The 25,126-nt window shown below is 52.5% G+C and carries 22 protein-coding genes; 2 read left to right on the forward strand and 20 right to left on the reverse strand.

What is annotated here, in order from left to right:
* Nucleotides 1-46 precede the first annotated feature (46 nt).
* From moaA to ACZ439_RS26685, 6 genes are all read right to left on the reverse strand, one after another.
* Nucleotides 47-1,066 (reverse strand): GTP 3',8-cyclase MoaA, encoded by a 1,020-nt coding sequence (moaA, locus tag ACZ439_RS26660; protein ID WP_464620431.1) that lies wholly within the window; start codon nt 1,064-1,066, stop codon nt 47-49.
* 80 nt (nt 1,067-1,146) lie between these two features.
* Nucleotides 1,147-1,647, reverse strand: coding sequence for a (2Fe-2S)-binding protein (locus tag ACZ439_RS26665; RefSeq protein WP_464620432.1), 501 nt, complete (start codon nt 1,645-1,647; stop codon nt 1,147-1,149).
* Entirely contained in the window at nt 1,648-2,586 is a 939-nt protein-coding gene (locus ACZ439_RS26670; protein WP_127605950.1) for an FAD binding domain-containing protein, read from the reverse strand.
* 68 nt (nt 2,587-2,654) lie between these two features.
* Nucleotides 2,655-3,458, reverse strand: coding sequence for an N-acyl homoserine lactonase family protein (locus ACZ439_RS26675; protein WP_054795478.1), 804 nt, complete (start codon nt 3,456-3,458; stop codon nt 2,655-2,657).
* Nucleotides 3,445-5,847: a xanthine dehydrogenase family protein molybdopterin-binding subunit gene (locus ACZ439_RS26680; protein ID WP_464620433.1), complete on the reverse strand. Its 2,403-nt coding sequence runs from the start codon at nt 5,845-5,847 to the stop codon at nt 3,445-3,447. Before ACZ439_RS26680 ends, ACZ439_RS26675 begins: the two co-directional genes overlap by 14 nt.
* A 206-nt stretch (nt 5,848-6,053) precedes the next feature.
* Nucleotides 6,054-6,845, reverse strand: coding sequence for an IclR family transcriptional regulator (locus ACZ439_RS26685; protein ID WP_372812852.1), 792 nt, complete (start codon nt 6,843-6,845; stop codon nt 6,054-6,056).
* Between the two features lie 440 nt (nt 6,846-7,285).
* Here ACZ439_RS26685 and ACZ439_RS26690 point away from each other — a divergent pair, with 440 nt between their 5' ends.
* Nucleotides 7,286-8,017 (forward strand): DL-endopeptidase inhibitor IseA family protein, encoded by a 732-nt coding sequence (locus ACZ439_RS26690; protein ID WP_464620434.1) that lies wholly within the window; start codon nt 7,286-7,288, stop codon nt 8,015-8,017.
* A 153-nt stretch (nt 8,018-8,170) separates the two neighbouring features.
* Here ACZ439_RS26690 and ACZ439_RS26695 read toward each other — a convergent pair whose 3' ends face one another.
* The 7 genes from ACZ439_RS26695 to ACZ439_RS26725 form a co-directional block, all read right to left on the reverse strand.
* Nucleotides 8,171-9,028 carry an ATP-binding cassette domain-containing protein gene (locus ACZ439_RS26695; RefSeq protein ID WP_464620435.1) on the reverse strand — a complete coding sequence of 286 codons (858 nt, stop codon included), beginning with the start codon at nt 9,026-9,028 and terminating at the stop codon, nt 8,171-8,173.
* 24 nt (nt 9,029-9,052) lie between these two features.
* Nucleotides 9,053-9,883 (reverse strand): hypothetical protein, encoded by an 831-nt coding sequence (locus tag ACZ439_RS26700; RefSeq protein WP_201318643.1) that lies wholly within the window; start codon nt 9,881-9,883, stop codon nt 9,053-9,055.
* A complete protein-coding gene (locus ACZ439_RS26705; RefSeq protein ID WP_258313421.1) occupies nt 9,870-10,484 on the reverse strand; it encodes an RNA polymerase sigma factor in 615 nt (204 codons plus the stop codon). The genes ACZ439_RS26700 and ACZ439_RS26705 overlap by 14 nt, the downstream gene beginning before the upstream one ends.
* The gene (locus tag ACZ439_RS26710) at nt 10,471-11,169 is read right to left on the reverse strand and encodes a hypothetical protein (protein ID WP_464620436.1); all 699 of its coding nucleotides are present in this window, start codon (nt 11,167-11,169) and stop codon (nt 10,471-10,473) included. The genes ACZ439_RS26705 and ACZ439_RS26710 overlap by 14 nt, the downstream gene beginning before the upstream one ends.
* Entirely contained in the window at nt 11,162-13,330 is a 2,169-nt protein-coding gene (locus ACZ439_RS26715) for a hypothetical protein (RefSeq protein ID WP_464620437.1), read from the reverse strand. Before ACZ439_RS26715 ends, ACZ439_RS26710 begins: the two co-directional genes overlap by 8 nt.
* A complete protein-coding gene (locus ACZ439_RS26720) occupies nt 13,323-14,192 on the reverse strand; it encodes an ABC transporter ATP-binding protein (RefSeq protein WP_054795464.1) in 870 nt (289 codons plus the stop codon). Before ACZ439_RS26720 ends, ACZ439_RS26715 begins: the two co-directional genes overlap by 8 nt.
* A gap of 177 nt (nt 14,193-14,369) precedes the next feature.
* Nucleotides 14,370-15,302, reverse strand: a complete 933-nt coding sequence (locus ACZ439_RS26725) for an LLM class flavin-dependent oxidoreductase (protein WP_464620438.1) — start codon at nt 15,300-15,302, stop codon at nt 14,370-14,372.
* A gap of 242 nt (nt 15,303-15,544) precedes the next feature.
* Between ACZ439_RS26725 and ACZ439_RS26730 the strand changes: the two genes are divergently transcribed.
* A complete protein-coding gene (locus ACZ439_RS26730) occupies nt 15,545-15,802 on the forward strand; it encodes a hypothetical protein (protein WP_127605932.1) in 258 nt (85 codons plus the stop codon).
* A 283-nt stretch (nt 15,803-16,085) separates the two neighbouring features.
* On the opposite strand, the gene ACZ439_RS26735 is transcribed toward ACZ439_RS26730, so the two are convergent.
* The 7 genes from ACZ439_RS26735 to ACZ439_RS26765 all read right to left on the reverse strand — a co-directional run bounded on the left by ACZ439_RS26735 (nt 16,086) and on the right by ACZ439_RS26765 (nt 25,019).
* Nucleotides 16,086-17,234, reverse strand: a complete 1,149-nt coding sequence (locus ACZ439_RS26735) for an NAD(P)/FAD-dependent oxidoreductase (RefSeq protein WP_464620439.1) — start codon at nt 17,232-17,234, stop codon at nt 16,086-16,088.
* Nucleotides 17,231-17,971 (reverse strand): methyltransferase domain-containing protein, encoded by a 741-nt coding sequence (locus tag ACZ439_RS26740; RefSeq protein WP_054798950.1) that lies wholly within the window; start codon nt 17,969-17,971, stop codon nt 17,231-17,233. Before ACZ439_RS26740 ends, ACZ439_RS26735 begins: the two co-directional genes overlap by 4 nt.
* Entirely contained in the window at nt 17,964-19,115 is a 1,152-nt protein-coding gene (locus ACZ439_RS26745) for a type III polyketide synthase (RefSeq protein WP_464620440.1), read from the reverse strand. Before ACZ439_RS26745 ends, ACZ439_RS26740 begins: the two co-directional genes overlap by 8 nt.
* A gap of 159 nt (nt 19,116-19,274) precedes the next feature.
* On the reverse strand, nt 19,275-19,484 hold the full coding sequence (locus ACZ439_RS26750) for a CLC_0170 family protein (protein ID WP_054798949.1): 210 nt from the start codon (nt 19,482-19,484) through the stop codon (nt 19,275-19,277).
* 41 nt (nt 19,485-19,525) lie between these two features.
* Entirely contained in the window at nt 19,526-21,844 is a 2,319-nt protein-coding gene (locus ACZ439_RS26755) for a Ger(x)C family spore germination protein (RefSeq protein WP_464620441.1), read from the reverse strand.
* The gene (locus ACZ439_RS26760; RefSeq protein ID WP_464620442.1) at nt 21,792-23,396 is read right to left on the reverse strand and encodes a spore germination protein; all 1,605 of its coding nucleotides are present in this window, start codon (nt 23,394-23,396) and stop codon (nt 21,792-21,794) included. Before ACZ439_RS26760 ends, ACZ439_RS26755 begins: the two co-directional genes overlap by 53 nt.
* 261 nt (nt 23,397-23,657) lie before the next feature.
* Nucleotides 23,658-25,019 (reverse strand): hypothetical protein, encoded by a 1,362-nt coding sequence (locus ACZ439_RS26765; RefSeq protein WP_464620443.1) that lies wholly within the window; start codon nt 25,017-25,019, stop codon nt 23,658-23,660.
* Between the last annotated feature and the right edge of the window lie 107 nt (nt 25,020-25,126).

Below are 25,126 nucleotides of genomic sequence, written 5' to 3' on the forward strand. Positions count from 1 at the left end.
CCGCCTGGATTCAATGTTTACTTGAAATCCGGAATCGTCCGGTAACCTAACCGCCTATGTGAAACATTTCAACTTTTTTCTTGTTCAACTCCAGCGTGTTGCTCAGGCGCACTTCTGAATACCGGTCTTCTCTATGTTTCCATACCGTCATAATATGCTCTTTGATCCCGTCATCATCTACCCCTTCCCTCAGCAGCGTACGAAGATCCGTACCGTGAGCACCGAACAAGCACGTATACAAAGACCCTTCGGCGGAAAGTCTTGCCCTTGTACATGTCGAGCAAAATGTCTGCGTAACCGATGAAATAAAACCAATCTCCTGGTTCGATCCGAGGTATCGATACCTGCTCGCCACTTCGCCAACGTAATTCGGCTCCAGAGGTTCAAGCGGCATTTCACGGTGAATCAGCTCTACTATTTTTTTACTCGGCACGACGTGATTCAATCTCCAGCCGTTACTGTTTCCTACATCCATAAACTCGATAAATCGTACAATATGTCCTTTTTCACGGAAATAACGGGCCATAGGCAAAATATCCTGCTCGTTGATACCATTTTGTACAACCATGTTAATTTTGATTTGAAGGCCCGCGCGCGCAGCTTCGTCAATCCCTTGCAGTACAGGCCCTACTCGAAAGCCTTTGCCGTTCATTTGGCCAAACCGTTCGTCATCGAGACTATCGAGACTTACGGTAATTCTTTTTAATCCAGCTTCTTTGAGCTCCCCTGCGTATTTGGCCAGAAGCGAACCGTTAGTCGTCAGAGAGATGTCCCGAATCGATTGAACCTGGTTCATGTGCTGGATTAATTGAGGCAAATTCGGTCTAAGTAACGGTTCACCGCCGGTAATCCGAATTTTCTCTACTCCTAGATCAGCAAATAGATGGACCAATCGGATGATTTCCTGAAAACTAAGAAGTTGATTCCGGTCAAGGAACTTATAATCGGTTCCAAAAAGCTCTTCAGGCATACAGTAGCGGCAACGGAAATTGCACTTGTCGGTAACGGAAATTCTCAAGTCACGCAGCGGCCGGCTTAAACGATCCCATACCTTGGTGTATGCCATATGTAGAATCACCCTTGTCTCCATTCATAGTTTTGAAAAGAGAGGCCTCCAAGGAGGCCCCGACCTTTCCGGTATACAGTTTAGGTTGCCGGTTCGACCGTTTTCATTTTTTGCGCAGCTTCGATGACGGAATCGACGATGTTCTGGTACCCGGTGCAGCGGCATATATTTCCGGATATCGCTTCACGAATCTCGTGTTCTGAAGGGTTAGGATTCTCGGCAAGATAGGCGGAGACGGTGATTACAAATCCGGGCGTACAGAACCCGCACTGTAACCCGTGCTTCTCCCGGAAGGCCTCCTGAATAGGATGAAGCTGTTCGGGCGAGCCCAACCCTTCAATCGTAGTCACCGATCGACCGGTTGCCTGTACGGCCAGAGTCAAGCAAGACCGGACGGCCTCGCCATCCAGCAATATCGTGCAAGCGCCGCAAACCCCTTGTTCGCATCCTACATGGGTGCCTGTCAGCCCCAATTCCTGACGAATAAAATCGGACAGCAAAGTGCGGACATTGACTTCCCGCTCGTATTTGACTCCATTGACCGTCACATCGATTTTTTGTGTAGTAACCGCCTCAACCATTTACTTCGCTCCCTTCAATTGTTCGTAAGCGATCTTTAATGCTCTGACGCTTAAAATGGCCGCCGCTTCTTTCCGGTATTCGGCACTGGCGAGTTCCGATACTCTCCGACCTTGAATACCGGAAAGCTGCTTGATAAACGCCGCCTTTTTATCCGCTTCCAGATCCGGATTGACTTCAGCTTCGATGTCTTTCTGGAGTTGTTCAACCCGTTCAAGATTGAACGTTAAGCCGCGTAATTTCTCCACAGCCCGGACACGGTAAGGCACGCCTTCGCCGCTCACATTCCCCAGAGCTACCCGCACATCGGTAACGGTTTCCTTCTCGTCCAGTTCAAGCGTGGCGGCTGCGGACACGATCGGGATATGGCCGTGACGCCGGGTCACTTCCAGGAAGGAATAGCCGGTATGGCTCGAAAGAAGCGGGAAGCGGATTTCGGTCAACACTTCATCCGGCTTGACAATGGTGGTGAAATGGCTTTGAAAAAAGCCGGATGCCGGGACGATGCGTTCGCCTTGCGGTCCTGCGATGACCATCTGAGCGTCGAGCAAACGGGCAACGACTCCGTATTCGGCACCCGGGGCGTTTTGCACAAGGCTACCGCCGATCGTCCCGCGACTGCGAATCTGAAAATGGGCGATATGCTCAACGGCTTTCCGTAAAATAGGGCAATGTGATGCCACAAGCTCGGAACGTTCAATCGTGCGATGGCGAGTCAGCGCTCCGATGGCCAAACTATCGGAGGTTAGCCGAACATAGTCCAAATCGGTAATTCCATTAATATCTACAATATATGAGGGTTTGGCTTGACGCATATTCATTTCTTGAAGAAGACTCTGACCTCCGGCAATAATGCAGGAATCTGCTCCGTATTTTTGCAAGGCATGAATGGCGTCGCTTACACTGTTCGCTACTACGTATTCGAATGGAGCGGGTTTCATCTTGGTTCACCTGTCCTTCCCGGATAAGAATTCTAGAAATTGGCTAAAGCCGGCTTCGCCGTTTCTTCTTAATGCTTGTCTCCAACAGGGACTCCTTCCGCATACTTCAAAAACTCTTCGTAGTCATGGGAAGGAAGAATAAAATCAGCATCCCTCTTGATCTTCTTCATCGCCCGGTATGTGGCTTCCAAATCGTAATACAGGCCCGGCGGAATCGCCTTGTTGACGTTTTGCTCCACTTTTCGGGCGATATCCCCCAAAATAACGGCGTTACCCGCAGAAGTTTGGACGTAGACGGCTTGACTTCCAGGGGTGTGCGTATTGGCGAATAATACGCATTTGACGCCCGGAGCAATTTCTTCATCCCCCTCGATCAAGCGGACTCTGGACCATAACGGATCAATTAATTCTGCAATGTCTTTACGATCGTAGAAGAGGGCGCCGCCGCCGAATTCGAGCTCGGGAGAAACCAGGGGCGCTGCCGCCGCCTGCAATTCCGTCCGCTGAATAATGAATTTGGCGCGGGGCAGCAGCCCGCATCCCCCCGCGTGATCGTAGTGGAGGTGTGTGAGAATGACCGTTTGGATATCCTCCAAACCGAAGCCGTACTTGGACAGCTGCGCCTGCAGCGTCCATTCAGGCTTGGATCGATGCGGCCCCAGTCCTTGTAATTGCACACAACGTTCCGCGTCCCGAAACCCGGTATCGACCAGAATGGGTTCTCCTCCGTGCAGCGGTACTAACAGCCATGCCGCAATCGGAACGCTTATAAGCGATTTTTCGCGGGACAGCGACCAGAACGCGTCCAGAACTTGAGGCACATCGGCTTCTCCGACAAGCAAAGGGTATATTTTCCAATCAGGAGTTGACATAAGCGTATCTCTCACTTTGTTTAATCCATTGCACAATTTTCTCAGGCGAAAGCGGCAAATCTTTCACTCTTACCCCGAATGGTTCCAGCGCGTCCTCCACCGCATTGGCGACGGCGGCAGGCGACGGGATGGCCCCGCCTTCCCCCATCCCCTTCGTGCCTAGCGGAGTAAATGGAGAAGGACATTGAATATGATGGGATTTGATATCCGGCACTTCCATGGCTGTCGGACACAAATAGGTTTGGAAATCAAGATTGAGTAATGAACCGTTTGCATCATATTCCAAATCCTCCATTAAGGCGCCCCCGATTCCGTGAGCGATCCCGCCGGCAATTTGTCCGTCGATGATCATGGGGTTGATAATGGTTCCGCAGTCGTGGGAAACTACAAATTTTTCGATTTGAATTTGCCCCGTCTGAATATCCACTTCAACGACCGCAATGAACACTCCGGTCGGATGGGTCGTATACAGATTGACCCGGCCGTACTCGTCCGGTTCCCATTTGACCACTGGACTCGTCCATGTGTACGTGCATTCCAAATTCACGTCCAAACCTTCGGGAATCGTCCCGTATGGCCCCGGCCACAGATGAATTTTATTTCCAAGCTCTTTGAGGCTGATGGATTCCTCCGGCGAGCTGCTTCCTCTTTTTCTAATAGAACCGTTGTACATTTCAAGCTCGGCCGGATCGATACCGAGCAGATGGCCGGCAATTTTGATTAATTTATCCCGGAGCAGCTTGGCTGCTTCATGTACGGCCGATACGGTGAACGTTGCTCCGCGGGATGAGAACGGTCCCAATCCGTAAGGAGTGACATCGGTATCTCCGTACAAGAACGTAATATCATAAATGCCTACATTCATGATGTCCGCTACGACTTGCGGCAGTGTGGTTTCAACACCCTGTCCAATATTTTGATGACTCGTCAGGATTTGAAAACCTCCCTCCGGCATCATACGGACCGTAGCCGCCTGGAAACCGTTGAAGATCCCGTTAAAAACCGCTGCTCCAGAAGGCTCGAGCATGGCTGAAATTCCGATTCCTATATATCTGCCCTGCTTGCGCAGTTCCTGTTGCCGTTCTTTCAGTTGGTCGTAACCGACCTTCTCCAAAGCCAGACTCATTAATTGATGGAAATCGCCGCTGTCATAAATCGGGCCGGCAATATTCTGGTACGGGTATTCATCCTTCGTAATAAAATTGCGGTTGCGTAATTCGATCGGAGAAATCTTTAGACGCTGGGCCACAATATCCATCATGCGCTCCATAGGGTAGCTCGCGATATCCTTGCCGTAGCCGCGATGGGCGCCATAAGGTCCTTTGTTGGACACGACTCCAACAACTTGGCAATCATAAACAGGAATTTTATAGGCTCCCGGAAAATACGACCCGGCTACCAGCAGGGCGGGCGTACCCGGTCCATGGCAAGTTCCGTCAATCCCAATGTTGGCATACAGTTTGGCTTGAAGACCCGTGATCTTATAATCCTTGTCCAGACCAATCTTCAGCGTGCAAGAATAATCGCGCGATTGCATGCCGGACAACAAATTTTCCACCCGGTCTTCGGTCCATTTCAACGGCTTGCCCAGCATTCGCGCCATGATGCAAACGATGATTTCGGCATCGGCCTGTAATTTGGTCCCATATCCCGCCCCCACATCAGGCGCAATCACTCGAATATTGTGCTCAGGCATATTTAGCGTTTGGGCGATCAAGGTACGTACCTGATGCGGAGCTTGTGTCGAACAGGTGACGGTCATTCTCTGGGAACCGGGGTTGTAATCCGCAATACATGCGCGTGATTCGATCGGGGTCCCGGTATAACGGCTGTGAGTGATGGTCTCTTCAAAGACGTATGCCGAATTCTTGAAGGCTTCCTCAATGTCGCCGATGGTGCTTCTCCAATCCTGTTGGAGATTATGGCCCCATTCTTCATAGAGAAGCGCAGTAGGCTTCAAGGCGTCTTCGATCGTCACGACCGCAGGAAGAGGATCGTATTCCACTTGAATTAACTCCACCGCATCTTCCGCAATATACCGGTCAACCGCCGCCACTACAGCGACTGCCTCGCCAACAAAGCGGACCTTCTTGTAGGCAATCGGATACACTTCCGGCACTTTATTGGCGATATCGATCGTCGTCGCCAATTTCCCCGTGTACTTCAGCGATTCTTCACCCGTCAGAACCGCTACGACACCGGGCAATTTTAGGGCTTGGCTGGTATCGATGCTTCGAATATGAGCATGAGCATGGGGACTTCTCAAGATCGCCAAGTGAAGCATGCCTTTCACTTCAATGTCATCCGTGAAACGGCCATAACCGGTTAACAATCTCGGGTCCTCTTTACGTTTATAACTGACTCCCAATCCAGTTTTCGTTTCTGTCATGACAATATCGCCTCCTCAGAACTTATATTTAAATTCCTGATCCTGATGACCTGCCGGCCATGCTCAGATGGGTAGAACAAGGTACAATCCACCTCTCCATGTAAACGGTTGCATTTTGCATTGAAAGACAGTTCCGTTAGTCTTTCAAGATGATTTCCAGAGAATCCATCAGGCAGTCTAACGGATGAAGCTACGATACGCTGCATTTACAATATGGAACTGATACTTGGAACAAATCCCAGCCTCTGGGAAATTCTTAATCCCGCTTCCATTAACTCGCGGGTTAATTCGTTCTTATTTTCTATCATGCGGGAAGCAGGACCACCCAGACTAATCGTCCCCACCGACCGTCCGGTGTAGTTATAGATGGGTACCGCATAACAGGTTAAGCCCACTTCGATTTCTTCACGGTCCATGGCATAACCTGCTATGCGTATGTTTCTTAATTCCTCATGAAATTGTTCAAGATCCACAATTGTATTTGGTGTATATTGGGTCATCCCTTTTTCTTGAATAATCCGATCCACTTCTTCTCTTGAATAAGTGGACAGGATGGCTTTGCCTACGGCCGTGCAATGAACAGGCCTCCTCATGCCTAGCTCAGCCCTTATACTAATAGATCTTGAGCCCTCAATTTTATAAAGGTAGACGGTTTCACCGCTGTTATAGGTCGCAAGAAAAGAAGTTTCCCCGGTAATCTCTGATAATTCACGCAAATGTCGGGAGGCGACTTCTACGATTTGCATTTTATGCAGTCCTAATACTCCGATCTCCAGCGTCTTCAAACCGATCGAATATTTTTCAGTATCCGGATCGAATTGAACGTAATTCCGGTTTTTTAAAGTTTCCAAGAGTCTGTAGATCGTAGTCTTAGGTAAATCGACCTCCTTCACTAATTCCGCAAGAGCTACTCCTTCGCCCTTCTCGGATACCAATTCCAAGAGGATTAAGGCGCGCTCCACGGTAGAGTTGACCTGTTGATGCTCAGTCCCTTCCAAAATGACAATTCTCTCCCTTCATGATTAAAGGCTCTAAGGTATGTAAGCATGCTACCCTGCCATATACCACCTTCCTAACACATCGGCGAGTGCCGCTACTCGCTCAACCTTCCGCCAGGTACGATCACGTCTGATTGATTGATGATAAAGCGCTTACATAAATGCTTGTTTTTAATCATCAGCCCCTCTTTACATGGTATACGTCGAAATCAAGCGTCGAAATCAAGCCATGACAACTTAATTATTGGAACGACGTTCCAATGGAACACTGTTCCAATAAAAGAATATAACATGGAATCAGGTATGTCAACACCTTTCATTTGTGAATATAGTATGACTTTCGCCTCCTTTAGAAATAATTTCCGCTTGTTGTAACTAATCTGGCTCGTGCAGCGTCATAAGGAAGAATAAATGAATATATTAGAGGCGGTGCTTGACAAATGAAAATGAGTTGGAAGTCTTTTGTAAGCGGGATGGTTTTAGGTTCCGTCCTATTTTCCGGTATTTCGTATGCCGCTCCCAAAGTGGTAAAGCTGGTCGTTAACGGCAATGACATTCATTCCGAGGTCGCTCCACAGATTATTGACGGCAGTACCATGATCCCGGCAAGAGCCTTGGCGGAAGCCTTGGGAGCCCGCGTATTTTGGGACGAAGACAATCAAACTGTAGTTGTTGAAAATGAGGAATATCGCCGGCTACAGCGGAAACAAGCCGACATCAGCGAGCGGGATGCCGCAGGCTTAGCGGCGGATGCGCAGCATCACTTCTGGCAAATGATGATCGGCGGAGGCGGCGATCATAAAGATGGTTCCTTTGACGTCAAAGGGAATGATTACCGGTGGATGGGCACTGAATTGGATACAAAGACTAAGTATATCGAATACCTCGAGCTTCTGTATACGCCTGAACAAGCCCAGGCCTACTGGAAACAGCAAACGGAGAACGGGTCCATTGTGGAAATCGAAGGCAAACTGGCTCAGCCTAACGCTGACGGCGGAAGCCGGATGGAATGGGAGAACGCCCAGGCAACATTCATTCAAGAAGGCAACGGAGTAAAGACCTTCCGGTTTTCTGTGCCGATCGAAGATTCGTCCGAGGTTAAAGAAATAAAATTACGCTTTGTTGAAGGAAAGGGCTGGCGCATTGATGAGCCGGTGGACACGATCCGGTAAACCAACGGACCATCCATCCGCTTCTGCCGGGGTCACCCGGTCCAGCCCCTTTCCGATTGAAAATAGGAATGATGGGAACAGACATAGTTTACATATTATATATTATGTAAACTATGTCTTATTTCAAACTTCAAGGTACCGGAAACCTGTCAATCAGTGACTGACGAAGGGCTGCGACAACCGCCGAATAAAATACGCATCCTCAAGGCTCGGTCTTTCCTGCTTAAATCCGGGCGGCGGGAGCTCCCCGATCATCCGAATATGCGCCTTTCCTTCCCGGATGGAGCAGCGGACAAGATTTCGTTCCTCAATCCCGGCCAGCTGCTCCGCAGCTATAATGCCGGAGTAGACGTTCAGCGGCAAGCCTGCGGTCCACTCCTTCTGCGTTCCGTGAAAACAAACGCGTCCTGAATCGAGCCAAAGAATCCGATCCGCCCTTTGATCCCACTCCCCCAGCTCATGCGTCACGACGACAACAAGCCGATCCGCCGCATATTGGGTTAGTAATGCCATTAAATATTTACGCTCTAAACTATCCAGGTGGCCTGAAGGCTCATCGAGCAGCAGCGCGAGGGGACGGCCAAGACAAGCCTGCGCTACAGCAACGGACTGCTTCTGCCCCTGGGACAGTCTCCCGATAGGCTTTCGGGAGATGTCTTCGATGTGAAGCTTCTTTAACCATTCCCCCGTCTCGCTCGTATCTCCCAAGCCCTTCAAGCCGGCCATATATTGCAGAAAGCCCCGCGGCGTCATGTCCTCGTACAGCTCCATCTCGGATGGAGCAAAACCGATATTCCGCCTGATGAGGGGAAGATGCTCCTTCACGGTCATCCCCCCATACCTGATTTCACCCGAATCCGGTTCAATGCCGGTGGAGAGAAGCTCCAGGAAGGTCGTTTTTCCCGAGCCGTTGCGGCCGACCACGACCGTCATGCCGCTCTCCAGCGTAAGGTCATCGATCGCAAGGTCAAAGTCCGGGTAGCGTACGCAAACGTTTGTCATATGAATCATCCGTTGTTCCTCCTCTCCGTCAGGTTATATCTCATACCGGTACAATTTAGCGCTAATCCGGTAGCTGTACATGAGCAGCAGGCAGCCTGCGGCCAATCCGAGCAGCTCCAGGATGGAGGTAAGCGTTGTGGGAACGAATTCGTTAAAGCGGAGCCATTGTTCCCCCGCCAGAAGCATCGCCCAAGCGCCTACGCCAGCGGCAAAGCCGTGCTTTATCCCCCGCCGAAAGGCAACGTAAGCCAGAAGCCCTCCGATCAACAGCAGTTCGCTTAACCAGCGGAGCATGAACGACAGTAAAGACAAGGAAGCATCCGTGCTCAAGACCAGGTACACCGAACCGATCAAGCCGAGCAGTGTCGTCATTCCGATCATAAGCAGAAGCCGGATTAGCATCAATAGGGCCGGTGGAAAAGGCGTGACACTCTCCACCATACGCATCTTCGGATTCCACGTCCGGTAGCCGTACAGCAGCGAAGCGAAGAAAAATAACGGCAGGGTCTTTCCGTATAAATTGGAGTCCAGACCCGGCGTACGGTTCCATAGACTGCTGCTCAATGTAAGCAGGACGAAAGCGATAAGGCTGATGATCCAAAACGCTTTACCGAATGTTTGCACTTGCAGCAGGCATTGACGCCAAAACGTCGGCTTGTGCCACACCGCCGGGTTTTCCCATTGCGAGGCATCCTGTTTCTTCCTTAACAGCTCAAACTCAGGCTGCAGCTTGGCCAAGAGCCTCGCCGTATCCTCCATCCGCGGAGCTCGCGCCACATAACCGGCCAGCGGTTCCCTCAGCTCCCGTTCCAATGTATCTAATTCCAGATCGTCGATCGGATGCGTTTTTTTAGGTCGCGCCATTTCCGGTCCCCTCGCTTTCCGTAATAAATGCTGGGCTGTTGACCAGCTTTTTTCTCAGCTTTCGAAGCGCATAGTACAATTGTGATTTAACGATACCGAGCGGCTGATCCACGACCTCGGCGATCTCTTGAAGCTTGAGATCTTGAAAAAAACGCAGCAATACAATATCTTTCTGGATATCCGTAAGCTGATCCAACGACTGAAGCAGTTCCTTGCGGGTTTCCTGACGCTCGTAAATTTCAACAATCGACGGACGGACGTCCACAGGGTCCGGAAGATCCGGCTGCAGCTCTTTTGTTGAGCGATAACTCGGGCTGCGCCAATAGTCCACACACAAATTTTTGGCGACCCTGTACATCCAGGATCGGACCCGTTCGGGTACGCTTCCTTGCCGAAGCTGCCGCAGCAGACGGATGAACGTCTCTTGGACCAGATCCTCCGCCTTATCCGTATTTCGCAGAGTCCGTTCCAGATAAGACAACAACGGACCATGGTATCGGTGAACGAATGCTTCGAAGGCAGCTTGGTCGCCGTCTGCCATCCTTCGAACGAGCTGCTCGTCTGTAACCAAGCCGTGCCCCTCCTCTCTATTCCAGCTCATCGTGCACGATCCACCGCTCTCTCCGGTTAGCGAGTATGATCGTGAAGCCAACGATCGCAATGGCCGCGGAGGCATGCATCCACCGATTGGCAGTAAAGGTTGCCTCCGGGGGAATATGATGCGTAAACAAAGCGCCGTGCCCCAGAAGCCTGCCTTCCGAAAGAACCTCGGCCAGCCATAGGGCGAACCCTGCCGCGGCGCCGCTGTACAACTTTTTGAACGCCAGTATGAACAGCAAAGACAGCGCCGTCATGGACATATAAGCAGGCCAGGCTTGAAGCAGCAGTTGCAACCATCCGGCCTCCCCGCGCGTGCTTCCGCCGCCTGCATAGGAGAAGATTTCAGTACGAATTTGCCCATACCTGCAAACATACGACCCGACCATCCCTCCATGCAAGGCAAGCAGTGTCGCCGAAATGAGCAGCAGCTTGCGCCATATCATACGAGGGAAGGAAACGGGGAACGTAGCGTAAATTTCGAGCGTACCCCCGAGCTCCCGTTGAAAATAAAGGGTGCAAACCATCGGGACGAGCGGCAAAAACGCCATCTCGTTGTAGGTTGTCATATTTTTGGGAATCTCGGGATCGCCTAACCAAATCGAAATATGGAGGAGCAGCAGGTACAGGGCGGGAACCGCCGCCATCGGGGAGTACAAGCCTTTAAGATCAGAGATCATTTTACTCATTCTTAGCGCCCCCGCTCCAGGCTTGCTCCCAATCGCTCGCTTGTATGATCGGATAGCGGTAGGCCCATTCCCCTTCAATCGAAAGTCCTTTGCTGTAGTAATTGTCCAGCACCCGCTTCACATGATCGAGCCGTCCCTCGCGAATAGCTTTCTGCACCGCACGATCGACCGGATCGCCGGCTGCCTCTCTCCCGGCTCCGACCGGAAATCTCGGATACAGCAGCCCGGCGCCAAGCGGCGTTTCCTCTTGTCTCTTCGGATGTTCCGCCTGGTATACTTGATAAAATGCTCGGCGAATCGATCCGACCAGCGAGCTGCCAGGGCCTTCCCCGGGAGAGCCTATCCCTGCATTGCGGTCGCCGAACAACGAAACATGAACCATCTGAGCCAATTGAAAGGCGTCTAAATTCGTATGCAGCGATTCACTGAATACAAACCGGTTTCCCGCAGCCTTATGAATGGAGCGTTCTTGCTGCGCAGCGACCATATGAAGCGGCATATACAGCATCGCTTCCGGCTTCGGAAGCGGCTTGCTCAGCCAGGAATCGTAATAAGCCATAATATCCGAGTAGGCTTTCAGAAATTTCTCCGCCTCGTGTTTATTAGCGGGAGAAGTTAGGATCGCCATCGTCTCGCCGGGTATTCGGATCTCCGTTAAATGACCCGCAAACAGCGTCACCCCGTTCGTTTTGTCTTGTTTGAACGATTGCGTGAAGTCTCCCTGTTCCGGCTGCTTGCGGATCGTACCGAACAGTTCCCCGGTAAATCCTGTAAGTTTCACGTCAAAGTCGGCCAGCAGCTCGTGCCCAGCTTCATAACGGTCGCGAAACGTTCCCGGCGTATCCTGTACGTAGAGCACCTGCTTGCCCGGTATCGGATACCACGCAAGATGTGAAGGCAAATAAACAAGATCCCCCCGCACAAATCCGTTCACCACCTCGCGGTAGCTGGATGCCGGGTACCAGTTAAAGAGCTTGCCCTCATATTCGAATAAAAGGGTTTGACGAGCGGGTCCGTCTTCGAGCGCGGCCCGGTCGAATGATACGAGATCCCCTGTTTGCTTCGCAGGAACCGGTTTGCCGTTGACCGAAAGCTTCTTCAATACAAAGTCCCGGTTCAGTGTAAACGTCATGGACGTTCCGTCCGTTTGTGGCGGAGCGTCGAGCTGAACCGCCGCCGTTACGTCAAGACGATCGTCAGGGTGCCGATGAACCGTCAACTCGTAGCTGCTCACGGAAAAACTGGATTCTCCGTACGAAGTGCGGTCCGCATAATCGGGAGGCGCATCCTGCAGCTTCTTCTCATAAGCGGAGAAGCGTTCCTGCCACATGGCTTCATAAGGAACGAAAGCCAAGACGGAAGCGAGCAGCGCGAGCAGCATCGCGGTGACGGATGAACGGTAAGCGCCGCTCGGCCGCTTTTTATGAATGAGCATGACAACCGTCGCCAGCATCCATAATGTAAAACAGAGCACAAATCTCCGGGACAGCCACAATTCCTCACTGAGCAGGTACGGGCCCCAGACGTCGTTCTCCCATAAGGAATTCGTAAAGAATTGGCTGAGATGAAACGTTTTTAAGTCATACAGCCGGAGCCGGGAAATCAGAAACACATCCAGGAAAAACGTGCCGAATATCCAGGCGCAAAAGCCGATCATATAGCAAACCCGATTCGGTATAAGAACGGCCAGCAGCATGGCCAGCGCCAGCGTCACCATGTAGGAAACCGTATACTGCACCGCGAAGAAGCTTAAGTGGCTTCGAAGCTCCGAAACCGGCAGCTCGGCCAAGATCCCGAACCCCGCATATACCGCGGCCATGGCGAAGGTGAACAAGCTTAAATAAAGCAGCCCCGCCGTATATTTAGCGGCAATGAATGCAGAACTCGATACCGGCAGCCCGGCGCTCCATTCGTAGGAAGGCCTGACCATATCCTTCCGGATCAGCAGCATGCCGATCAACATGGCTATGCCCAAACTAAGCGTGTGCTGCAGCTTGTGAAAATCATAGGCATAGAGATATATATTTTGGGAGACGTCCGGCTCAATCGCGGTCAGCGTATAGGCGAACCAAAGCCCGAACAGCGGAGGCAGCGGCCACAACAACCGGTTCGTGAACAGCAGCCGGCATTCCAGTTGAAGCTGGCGGCTCCATTTACGCATGGCGCACACCTCCGAGCAGCGCCAGGTATCCGTCTTCAAGCGTGGGCTTGACCGCCGCGGCATAAAGGCCCGGACATGACGCAGATACCACCCGGCATACGATCCCATGCTCCGTACGGCTTGTCGAGACGATCTGCGACGGAGAGAAGGCGGCGAATTCCTGCTCAGATACTTCCAACTCCCAGACCGAGCCTTCGGCATAGGCCCCCAATTCGTGAACGGAGCCGGTTAACGCGACCTCCCCGCGATTCAATACGGCAAGCTTCCGGCAGCTCGTTTCGATATCGGCCACAATATGCGTAGATAAGAGGACGGTGCGGTCTATGCTGAATTGGGTGAGCAGGTTGCGAAAGCGGACGCGTTCCTCCGGGTCGAGCCCTGCAGTCGGTTCATCCACAATAAGCACTCTGGGGCTGCCGAGCAGCGCCTGAGCAATGCCAAGACGCTGCTTCATACCGCCGGAGAACGTTTTGACCTTGGACTTCCCCTTGTTGGCCAAGTTTACCTTCTCCAGCAAATGCTCAATTTCTTCTTTCCGTTTGCGCTTGTCGTCCAGCCCCTTCATGACGCCGACGTAATCGAGAAATTCGAAGGCGGTCAACTGCGGATACACTTGAAAGTACTGCGGCAAATAGCCGAGCATGCCGCGGACCCGATGCGGTTCTGTCAACGGAACTCCATGCAGAAGCACGTCCCCTTCCGTCGGATGAAGCAGCGTTGCCAGGATGCGCATGAGCGTCGTCTTGCCTGCGCCGTTCGGCCCGAGAAGCCCGAACATGCCGTTTTCGATAGACAGGTTAATGTGCTGAAGGGCCCATTCGCCATTCTTGTATTGTTTGGAAAGATTGCGAATCGTAATCATCGGTAATCAACCTCATAGCTTTCATTTTTTTGATGACGGCCGGTTCATCATTTTATATAACGAGATGACTGGGCAAAAGGATGAAAGCTATTTTAATTTCGCGGGCGCAAGCCAAACAAACGTAGTCGGACCGTACCGCAGCAGTCCGACTACGTTTATTGGTGCTGACGCACTTGTTTATGCGTTCCAGAAGGCTTCGGCCAGCAGCTCATAACAGCGAAGCCGCTTCCGGTAATCCGGAATCATCGTGACGATGATGAATTCATCCACACCGTACAACAGCGACAACTGCTCCAGCCGGGCCTTCACCTCGTTCGGCGTCCCGACCAGCAGCTTACGGTCTGCGAGCGGAGACGGCTCCAGCGTGTCGCCCTCGTTGGGGAACAAGGCGTCGCCCGCCCCCGCGAGCTGCTTCGCCTCGTCCTCCGTGTCGGCACAAACGACACCTAAGGCAACGATGGCGCGGGGTTCGGGACATAGGCGGGAAGGAACGAAAGCTTCCCGGTAAGCGGGCAAAACATCCTCCCCGGCCAAATCGCTCATGAATTGGCCGAACACGTAGCCCGTTCCAAATTCGGCGGCGTATGCCGCGCTCTTACGGTTCGTTCCCAGCATCCAGGGCTCGGGCGTTACGGGCGGAGTCGGCCGGGCGGTGACCGGCTCCCCTTCCCATTCGTAGTTCCCTTGCAGCAGCTCGGTGATTCCGCGCAGCGATTCCGGCAGCTTCCGGACATTCTCAAGAAAGTTGCCGCTCAGCGCCATGCTCACGTGAGCCGAACCGCCTGGCGCCCGGCCTAGGCCAAGATCCACGCGCCCCGGGTATAGGCTGGCGAGCATGTGAACCGACTCGACGACTTTCAACGGTTTATAATGCGGCAGCAGCAGCGCCCCTGAACCGAGACGAATGCGTTCCGTCCGCGCTCCGATATGCGCCAGCAGCACTTCCGGGGATGTGCACGCAAGCCCCGGCATGTCATGATGCTCGGCGACCCAGTAACGGGTATAGCCGAGCCGTTCTGCGGCTTGAGCAAGCTCAAGCGCTTGTCCCAGGGCATACGAGGCATCCGCCCCGCCGAACACGGGCACCAGATCCAATACGCTAAGCTTCAAAGGTTGTAGGTTCAAAGGCTGTATGATGGATGACCCCTCCTGTTTATTTAAACCGTAGTCTTAACCGGTATTCGTACAAACGATTAGCTGTATTGTAACTGTTCTAACACGATTTGATCAAATAGGCAAGTTTAGAGACCGAGACAAAATCCGCACATACTGGACAAACGAACAAGCGCGCGGAGTAGGTCCCACATATACAGGTAATGTATTGAAAACTTATCCGACGAGGTGAATGTACTATGCATTGCCCGAAATGTCCGGCTAGTCAGATTTTTGACCCGCCTAGAGTGATTTTCCAAGATTTTTTCCACCCGCAGGTTGTGGAAATCGTCCACCCCATCGAGATCGTCAACCGGCATCATTGCGTCCCCGTTCCTCACCATGTATTTACGTTTACGGTTAAAGATGAATTTTGCCCAAGCCCGGGTATTGGCCCAGGTCCACTGGGCGTAGCCGCAGCTCAAGTCAAAACCCGCAAGAAAAAAGCCCCGAAATGATCATGGAGCTGCCGAAGGTCAAGCTTTAATCAACATGACTAAGCAGGAACTTTGTGCGCTTAGCCGCAGCACAAATGTTCCTGCTTTAAAGAGAAAGAAGCCTGTGTACCCCGATTGACGCCCTCTGCCCTTCCCTTTCCGATGCCTGAGTCCACAACGAAGCCAGAAGTACCCTTCGAGGGGTCTTCGCATTACATAGCGTGACACAGTTGTTCTCAAATTGTGCTGATGGCTCGGTTTACGTCCGACTGGACAGCGGATTTCCCGATAACTGATGCGATGCCTAGGTATCGGTTTCTCTTAATCGGGTCGCTCGGACCAACCCGGACGCGAGTTCAGGCAGAAGCTGCGCCAAGCCAGGCAGCAGCCGGGGCAGAACGGGTGCGTCGAACAGCCATTGAAGCCGACGTCCCCACCGTAGGGGACGCTTGAATTCCCGATGAATGGACTGCGTGTATTCCCGCTCCCAACGGGAAAGTGAAATTTCCCCGCGCAGATAGCGGTCGGCAAGCGGCGTACACAATCGGGCCGAACGCAACGCCATCGACATGCCGTCTCCACAGAACGGCGGGAGCATGACTGCCGCGTCGCCTACATGGGGAATCAAATCCCAGGCAACCGGCTTGCGGTTTAGATTCACCGGGGCAACCGCCGCCTGCGTACCGGGGACTGGAACGGCTTGCTTCAGCTTTAAGTAAAGCTTCGGGTTGGCGCGGGCCGCGGCGTCAATCATTCCCACAATCGTTGGGTCGACGCTGCGAGAAGCTTGCCGTTTCAGCAGGGCCGCAACGTTGACGAGTCCGCCTTCAATGGGCGATATGCCCAGGTAACCTCCGGGGAAAAAATAGAGCTCGACCACCTGCTCCATGTCGATCCCCCGATAATGGGATTTCACGCCAATATATGAATGCTTGGTTGAACCGGCCGAGCGGTAACCCGGAAATCCCGCCTGCCGATTGGCACCCCATGCAGCGATAACCGCGCGAGCCTGGTAGGTGATACTTCCCTCCGCCTGTATCGTCTCCAACGAATATCCCCTGTCATGGGGATACACGGATTTAACCGCTGCGGCGGTCTGCACCTGTACGCCTGCGCCTAGCGCAGCGTGATGGAGAGCCGGGTCCAGCGAATGGCGGCTCACCCCGAGAGCCGTGCCGGGCAGAGGAATGTCTATGGCATCCCCCTGGTTGAAGATTAAGCGTGTCCGGTTAATCAAGCTGGGGTCAAGCGCTTCAACGTGGCTGCGCAACCCAAACGCGTTCAACATCTGTCGGGATTCAGGGGAAAGAAACTCGCCGCAAACCTTATGCCGGGGAAACCGCTGCCGGTCGATTAATACCGTATCCCATCCTCTGTCCGCTAAAGCTTTGGCCAAACTGCTGCCGGCGATCCCCGCGCCAACAACCGCTACATCCCGGATGCGATCCTTCATCCCTGTTCAACTCCGTCGATGGAATGAGCTCTTCTTGTTCCGATGACGACTACATACCGAAATAACGGCCTCCAGGCATAGAACATGTCCGATACGCCCAGCGCATGCTTAAGTTCCTTCCAATCCGCCGCACGAAACCCTTTGGCTACGGACAACGGTCCGTCTTTTCGAATATACCGGTTATTGGAAATCAATCGCGCCGTAAGCCATACCGCGGCCCACGGGAGCCAGTGCCGATGAATGTCATTGATCACAACGCCCAGCCGGGATGCCTTACACATGCTTGCTACAACCTTGGGCAGCTCGCTTGCCGCAAAATGATGGACAAACTGCGTCCCCGTCGTCACATCCGCACTTGCCTCCGGCAGCTCAAACAAATCACGTCTGATGACCCGTACCCGCGGTTCGTCATGAAAGAAGAGCCTTGCCTCTTCGCAAGCCTCTTCGGTGATATCCACCAACGTGACGCTGAGATCGATCCGGTTCGCATCCGCCCATCTCAGCAGATGCTTATTGACATCCCCCGACCCTGCCCCGATATCCAGGATGGATAAGCGGTCCGGTTGGCCCGCTTCCATCCATAATCGCCGCACGCCGTACAGCGTAGGCGCGGCGGCGGCGAAGATCCGGTTCAGCACGCGAAGATGCTGCAAGGCTTCGCGAAGCTCGGGCCCCCCCATAGACAAGTCATCCATCAATTCGGGCTCTTCGATCCGCTGACGAAGCGCTTTACACATAGGCACCGCCTGCAAGCTGTTTCTGGATACTGGCGGACGGGACATAAGCGAACTTGATCATCTCCGCGGTCAGGCCGGGACCGAAGGCGAGGGCTATCCCGTTCGCTGGTCCGGAGCCGAGGACTTGCAGCTCCCGTCTCATCTCGTTAAGCACGAACAAGATGGTCGCCGAAGACACATTCCCATACTCGCGAAGTACGGTTCGGCTTGAGCGGGTTTGCTCATGGGTAAGCCCCAACTTGTCTTGCAGCGTATCAACAATCCCCCGGCCGCCGGGATGAATTGCCCATAAATCCGGCTTGATCTCTCCGTTCAAAAAACGCTCTACTTCTGCCGGTATCATACGGCCTATCAGCTTGGGAATGTTGCTGGAAAGATAAAGATCAAAGCCATAATCGCCTACTTCCCACACCATTTCTTCGGAGGAGTCCGGCAGCAGGACGGAATGAGGTTCATGTAACCGAAAGATCGATCTATGGTGAGGTCCGGCGGTACCGACAATACAAGCCGATGCTCCGTCGCCAAAGAACGAAGCGGCGTATAGGTGCTCCCGCTCGCTGGAAGGCTGAATATGCAGCGTGCATAACTCCACACACACAATTAATACGTTGGCGGACGGCTGGCCGGCCACAATTTGCCTGGATAGGCAAACGGCCTTCAAGCCCGCCGCACAGCCTAAAAAATGAAGCGCAATCCGGTTCACGGTGGGAGCGAGTCCCAGCTGGCGGACTAATGCGGTATCCATTCCCGGCAGGAATTGCCCGGTGCAGCTGACCGTGATCAGATGGGTAATATTCGAAGCGTCCATGTCTCCATCCGAGAGGGCCAGTCTCGCAGCTTGGAGTCCCAATGGAACGGACTGTCGCTTATAGGTTTCCATACGCGCTTCGGTCGTCGGCACATCTTTGTTGGATGTTCGCGGCAAATAACGGCAATCGGAGGCGGACTCCAGCAGGTTAGGTTCACAAGTGTAACGGGTTTCCACTCCGCATTGCTTGAATATTCGCTTTGCCCAGCGCGCAGAGTCGGGCCTATCCTTCAATGCTTCAGCTAATCTTTGAGCAGCTTCGGCTTGTTCGATGCGATAATCCGGCACAGCAGTACCTATTCCCAAGATCGCAATGATTGGATCTGCGTATTCCATTTCCGGCCTCCATCCCCTCGTGCCATGTTCAATAACATCGTGATAATGACGGATAAGCTGCATGCTTTCCTATGTGTATTCATGCCATTTGCACATAATGACGGTTCTGGTTCCATCTTACGAAAAAAGGCAGCCCCTGTAGTCGGAGCTGCTGATCCATCATTTTACTCGCTCATATATCCAATGCCCTGCCAGAATGGCCACGCCTAGAATAAGGTTGAACCATCCGAGTATTTGCGCGACTTTATGTTCCTTCCACATCTTCGCTTGCGCATATCCTTTCACATCAAATTGCAGAATAAACCAACCCGACAGCAGGAGCAAAAAAATCGTAAAATTTTCATAGCCGATCGCAAGGCCCGTAGCCATTGTACCTCCCCCTTATTTTGATGTACGAAAGTCCCTCGCAGCTAGGTAGCCTTCATCCCGATTCGGCGAACATGGATGTTGACCTTGACCTCGACTTGAAGTTCCTTGTATACGTTTTGCCAGGCTTGCTTCGTCTTCACATGCTGGTTCCAATAGGCCGGTTTTTTGGCCCTCACGTATTCGCCGAATCCGAAGATGTCGGAGCCTTTCTTCTGGGTATCCGCGATGAATCGCTGATAGCCAGTCAGCAGCTGCGATTCTAGCTGCTGTTCAATTTCATGGATGACGTCATTGCTGAGCTGAACCGATTCGTTCGATTTACTCAGCAGGTTGCCTTCCAGGGAAATCGTGACGTTCATGACGGGCTTCCCGTTTAAGATCCGTACTTTCTTCGTTGATTTCCGGCTTCTGACTTGATACATGAAGTAGTCCCTGGTGCCCGGCACTCTCACGAACGATTGCCCGCCGGCCAGACTGAGGCCCGTGATTCCCATGTATAGCGGAACCTCGATAGGTTTGGAGATGCCTACTAATTTTTCCCCTCTGAAATAGGCCATGCCGCTAATCTGTATATTTTGTTCCTTCTTCAGTTCCACATACGGCAAAAATCCCTCTCTCCCCTTGGAAGAAGAAGCATTCCAGAAAACACCTAGAAAATCGTTAGGGAACCGTCCCATCTTGACCGCTTGATCCATCGTCGTCATGAGATAAAGGGAAGGCACACGTTCAAGCTGCGGCGAGGCAAACATAATATCCGAAGCTTCTTGCTTGCAAATGAACATCCAATTCAATCTGCGCACTTCCGGATTACGCCGAAAGTAATCGTTCAAGTTCTGCATGCCGAGTCTGGCCACGGCTTCGGATACGACGATGATGCGAAGATGGCCGAAAAACAACGGCGGCGAGACCCGCTGCTGTAAAGCGTTGACGGCATCATCGATGGTAAACCCGACGGCATCCACGACCCAAACCGTCCTTTTTCCTCCGCCCCCGCCCCCGCTTTCTCCAGGTCCAAGCGGTATTCGACCGGGGACGGCGATCTGGACGGTAACCTTCACCATACCGGTATCCGAAGCATGAATCTGTCCTTTCAGGTGAGATATTTCCTCGTCCGCATTTTTCTCCTCCGGATCGGCAGTATCAATGCCAATGCCAAGCACGACGGCCCGCTCCTCAATCTCCTGACGATCCCAGCAGCCCGTGAGCATCGGAATCGTCAGCAGGAAGACGAGCAGCAGGCTAGCCGTTTTGCTCTGTCGGCATACGGTCATGCATCTCCCCCTCTTCCTTCGGATTACCGCGACCAGCAGCAGGAACATCGGATAGACGATCGTGATCAACAATCCGAATTGTCCGACCCTTACAATAATCTCGTACATATGCAAGATGTTCTGTGGTATCATGGCCAGCACAAACAGGAAGGGCAATATAAATAAGGAGAGCATCTTCTGGTCGCGCAGCCGGAACAGCCTGCTAATCGCGCGGATGGTTAAATAGTAGCTGGAGAACAGCGTTGTAAAAACCGCGGTTACCCAAACCGCAAGAAAGGCCGCGTCCAAGCGTTCAAGAATATTTCCGGGCAGCGCTGTGGTTTTGGCCAGCTCCAGCGTCGGCCATAACAACAGCTTCGTTTCTTCCGGACCGAACACCCCGACCGCTGCGGTTACGATACTGAAATACAGCCCCCCCGCAATGATCATGCCCCAGACGCTCGCCTGCATCGCTTTCTCCGGACGGCGCATGGCTGGAATAACGATCGTATGAATGAAGGAGCCTTGAAACAACCCCGCAATCGTCAACATGCCCGACAGCATGCCGTGGGGCTCGTTGCCCCAAAGAGGCTGCAGATTGGTAAGCTGCGCGTTCTTGAGCGATAACGCCACGATCAGGATACAAGGGAACACGATCAGCGGCAAATAAAAATGATGAATATAGGTAAAGGTCGTCTGGTTGTTTCGTGACGACAGCGTCGCGAGCAGCAGCATGACAATAACCGTAACCTCAAGCGGTGTTTTCCTTAATACGGAAGTGATCACCACCTCCCCGAATTCGCGTGCGGCCAAAGACGTAAGCAGCGAGAAAAAACCGATGATCAGGATGCTGCCAAGCCATGCCGGCCATCTGCCCAAGACGACTTCACTGTATTGAATAATCGATTGATTCGGAAAGCGCATACCGAGCTTCGTCACGGTCCACAAGCCTGTGAAGGCTAGCAAAATACCGAGCAGCGTGACGAGCGGCGCTCCGGTGTCGGCGGCACGAGCCGCAAATAGTGGAAGCGGCAGTACGCCAACACCGATGATGGTGCTAATCAGTACCGCGGTCGCTTGAATGACGGTCACTTGGCGTGGATACTCCATCTGCTTCCCCCCATTTCTCGTTCCCGACTTTTAGCGGATCCAGCGTATTGTGATAAGGTTGATCCAGCTTTTGTTTGACATCATCCCCGAGCCGATTCTGATTGGGCGGATGCAGGAGCGCAGGACGTTTTTTCATTGACCACAGCGGAGCCCTCATCGCCGTGTCCTTCATCCCTTCAAAATTGCCAGGCACGATCGGGCTCAAGTAAGGCACGCCGAACGAGCGGAGGGAAAGCATATGATTGGCAATGAGTATTAATCCGACCATAACGCCGTATAGACCGAACATCCCGGCCAAAACCACAAGCGGAAACCGCAGCAGGCGAAGCGCCAAAGCCGCATTGTAAGCGGGCGTCGCGAAGGAGCCGATAGTCGTGAGCGCAATCGTAACGACCGTGATGGGGCTGACAAAACCGGCCGCGACAGCCGCTTGTCCGATGACAAGAACGCCGACAATCGACAAGGCCCCCCCGATTTGCTGAGGCAGTCGTAAAGTCGCCTCCCTCAACACCTCCATCGACGCCTCCATAACGAGCACCTCGACCACCGAAGGGAAAGGCACGCCCGCACGCCCGCCTGACACGGCAACGGCGAACTCCGTTGGGATCAGCTCCGGGTTGTAGGAAATAATCGCGACATACAAAGAAGGTGTAATCAAAGAGAAAGCAAGCGCGAGCAACCGGGCCAATCGAATGAAGCTGACCATGACAAACCGCTCCGAGTAGTCCTCGGTCGTCTGGTAAAACTGGCTGAATACCGTCGGCGCTATTAAGGCAAAAGGCGAGCCGTCCACCATGATGATGACGCGGCCCTCCAGCATATTGGCCACCGCTTTATCGGGCCGCTCCGTATTTTGCACCTGAGGAAACGGGGAATAATGATTATCCTCGATGAATTGCTCCAAATAGCCCACATCCAGCACGCCGTCAATGTCAATGACGGCCAGCCGGTTCTGAACTTCCTGGACGAGAGCGTCGCTCGCGATTCCTTTAAGGTAGCAAATCGCCACCCGTGACTTCGTAATCCGGCCGATTTTTGTCATTTTTATACGAAAGTCCGGCGTCGGCAAGCGGTAACGCAGAAGCGCGATGTTCGTTTCAAGCTGCTCAATGAACCCTTCGCGCGGTCCGCGGATGACCTGCTCCGTCTCGGGTTGATTGACCGTCCGCTTCGTCACGCTAGCCGTATCCAGCAAGATGGCCTCATCGAATCCCTGTATGGCTACAACGGTCTGTCCGCGCAGCACACCGTCAACAATGACGGACACCTTGCTCTCCAAGGTTCCTTTGCTGTGGTGGAGCGAATCGTAAAGCAGCACATGCTTCAAGCGTTCCGGTTGAATTTCCTTACCCTCCAGATGCGATGGCACATACATGAGAGACTTCATAATCTCGCTGTTGATTGCCGCTTGATCCGCCATATTGGAGAAATACATCAGGATGGCCGGGTGATCGCCGAAAATATGAAAACGCCGCATGATGAGATCCTCGTTCTCTCCAAGCAGCGATTCCAGCAAGTGAATCGTATCCTCCAGTTCCGTCTGAATCTTCATTTGGAGCTCCGGCTTATCAGAAACTGCGGACGGGGAACTTGTACCGCGGCTTCCCCTATTGTTTTTTGCCGGTTTTCTATGTTTAAATCTTTGCCAGAAGAACAATGCCCTGCCTCCTCCAGATAAAGATAAGCTTGAACCGATCGACTTTCCATAGTATGACCTGGCTTGAATGGAAATATGTAGAACTTGGAAAAACACAAACAGCCCGCATAGTATGCAGGCTGCCGGAGAACGGATACGGCCCTCGCCGTGATCATTTTAAGGAGTGCTTGGAAGAGCCAGCTTCGTCACTTCTCCCGTAACGGCATTGCAAATCCAATCGCAATCCAGCGTGTAGACCAAGATCGCGCGTTTTGTTTCGTTTGCCGGAACGCCCTCCTCCAATCTGTAATGCAGGTTCAATTCGACTTTTCCTTTCAGTTTACTCCATGCTTCTTCCATTGCAATTCGGGGTTCTTTATATGCAAGGACGTTAGATTTGGCGGCCATCTTCCAAAATTCCAGGCCGTCCATGACATGGTTCAGCTCCCAACTATCGCGATCTATAAACAAACGGACGGCTCCCCCAATGACAGGTATTCCGTTGTACAGGCGTTGGATCTCAACCTGAAGCCGATTTCCCTGCATGCTCCTTGCCACTTCATGTCCTTCCTTGCGAATAAAGGCGTACTGACACGTTTCTTCGCTCATGTGCTGCTGCAAATAGGAGACGGCGATGTCTTTGGCTTTGATCACCTCTTCATCCGACAGTACGGGAAAAAAAGGATGCGGCGCACAAGGATCTACCTCGGTCACATGATCGCTTACCCTTAAAGCCTCATACTGATCCGCGGAAAATATCGGTTTACGCACAAACTTGACCGGTTGACGGCGCTGCGGCTTTGTTGGCTGCAAATCTATCATTTCGGTCAACTCCCCTCGATCCGCGCTGACCAGACGTCCCGAGACGGCCACGAACGTATCCTCTTTCCACATATAGTAAGGATGTTCCGATGAAAGCATCTTCATATAGTACAGCATCAATTGCTTCGAATCAAACTGCAGCTTGAAGGCATCCGGCGCTATCGGTATTACGCGATCGTCGAAGATGCAAGCATCCCATCTGCAAAATAAATGAACGAGACCGAACGCTTGATCCAGCTTGATGTTGAACGTCCCAAAATTACGCACAGGAATGCCCGCGTACTGCCTGCCGTAATCCAACTCATACAGATCGCCGTCGATGACCTGCTTCCTCTTTAACTCCAGCTCCGATTCCGAAATGGGCAAGCCTAACTTGCCGATCCATTGAAGAACGTACGGAAAGACGACGGCATATAAGGCATTGTCCATTTCTGCCTTCTGGTCTTTGCCGTTCTTCCTGAACTCATGGCGGTAAAATGCGATCATATGGCCTGAGACGGCATCCAATTCGGCTCGTATCGTCTGCTTGTTCACCAAGCCGTCGTCGTCCAGCGCAGGCTCGCCTTGTTTATTCCACTCCAGCTCAACCCGATAATAGGGCGTCTGGTTAGGCTCCGAATTGCGGTAAATACCGCTATGGATCACGTCATGTGTGACTGGAATATGGAACCAGGCGTTGACTTTAGCTATTGCGTCTTGAACCGTTAGAAGCTTCATGCAGCCACCCTTTCCCCATTCCTGAATCGAACTTGTTCTATTGTACTAGCATTTATTTCCTTGAATCAAGCCAGCGTCGAAAAATATAGGTTACATAATATTAGTTA

This window comes from Paenibacillus sp. JCM 9796 (assembly GCF_055379675.1).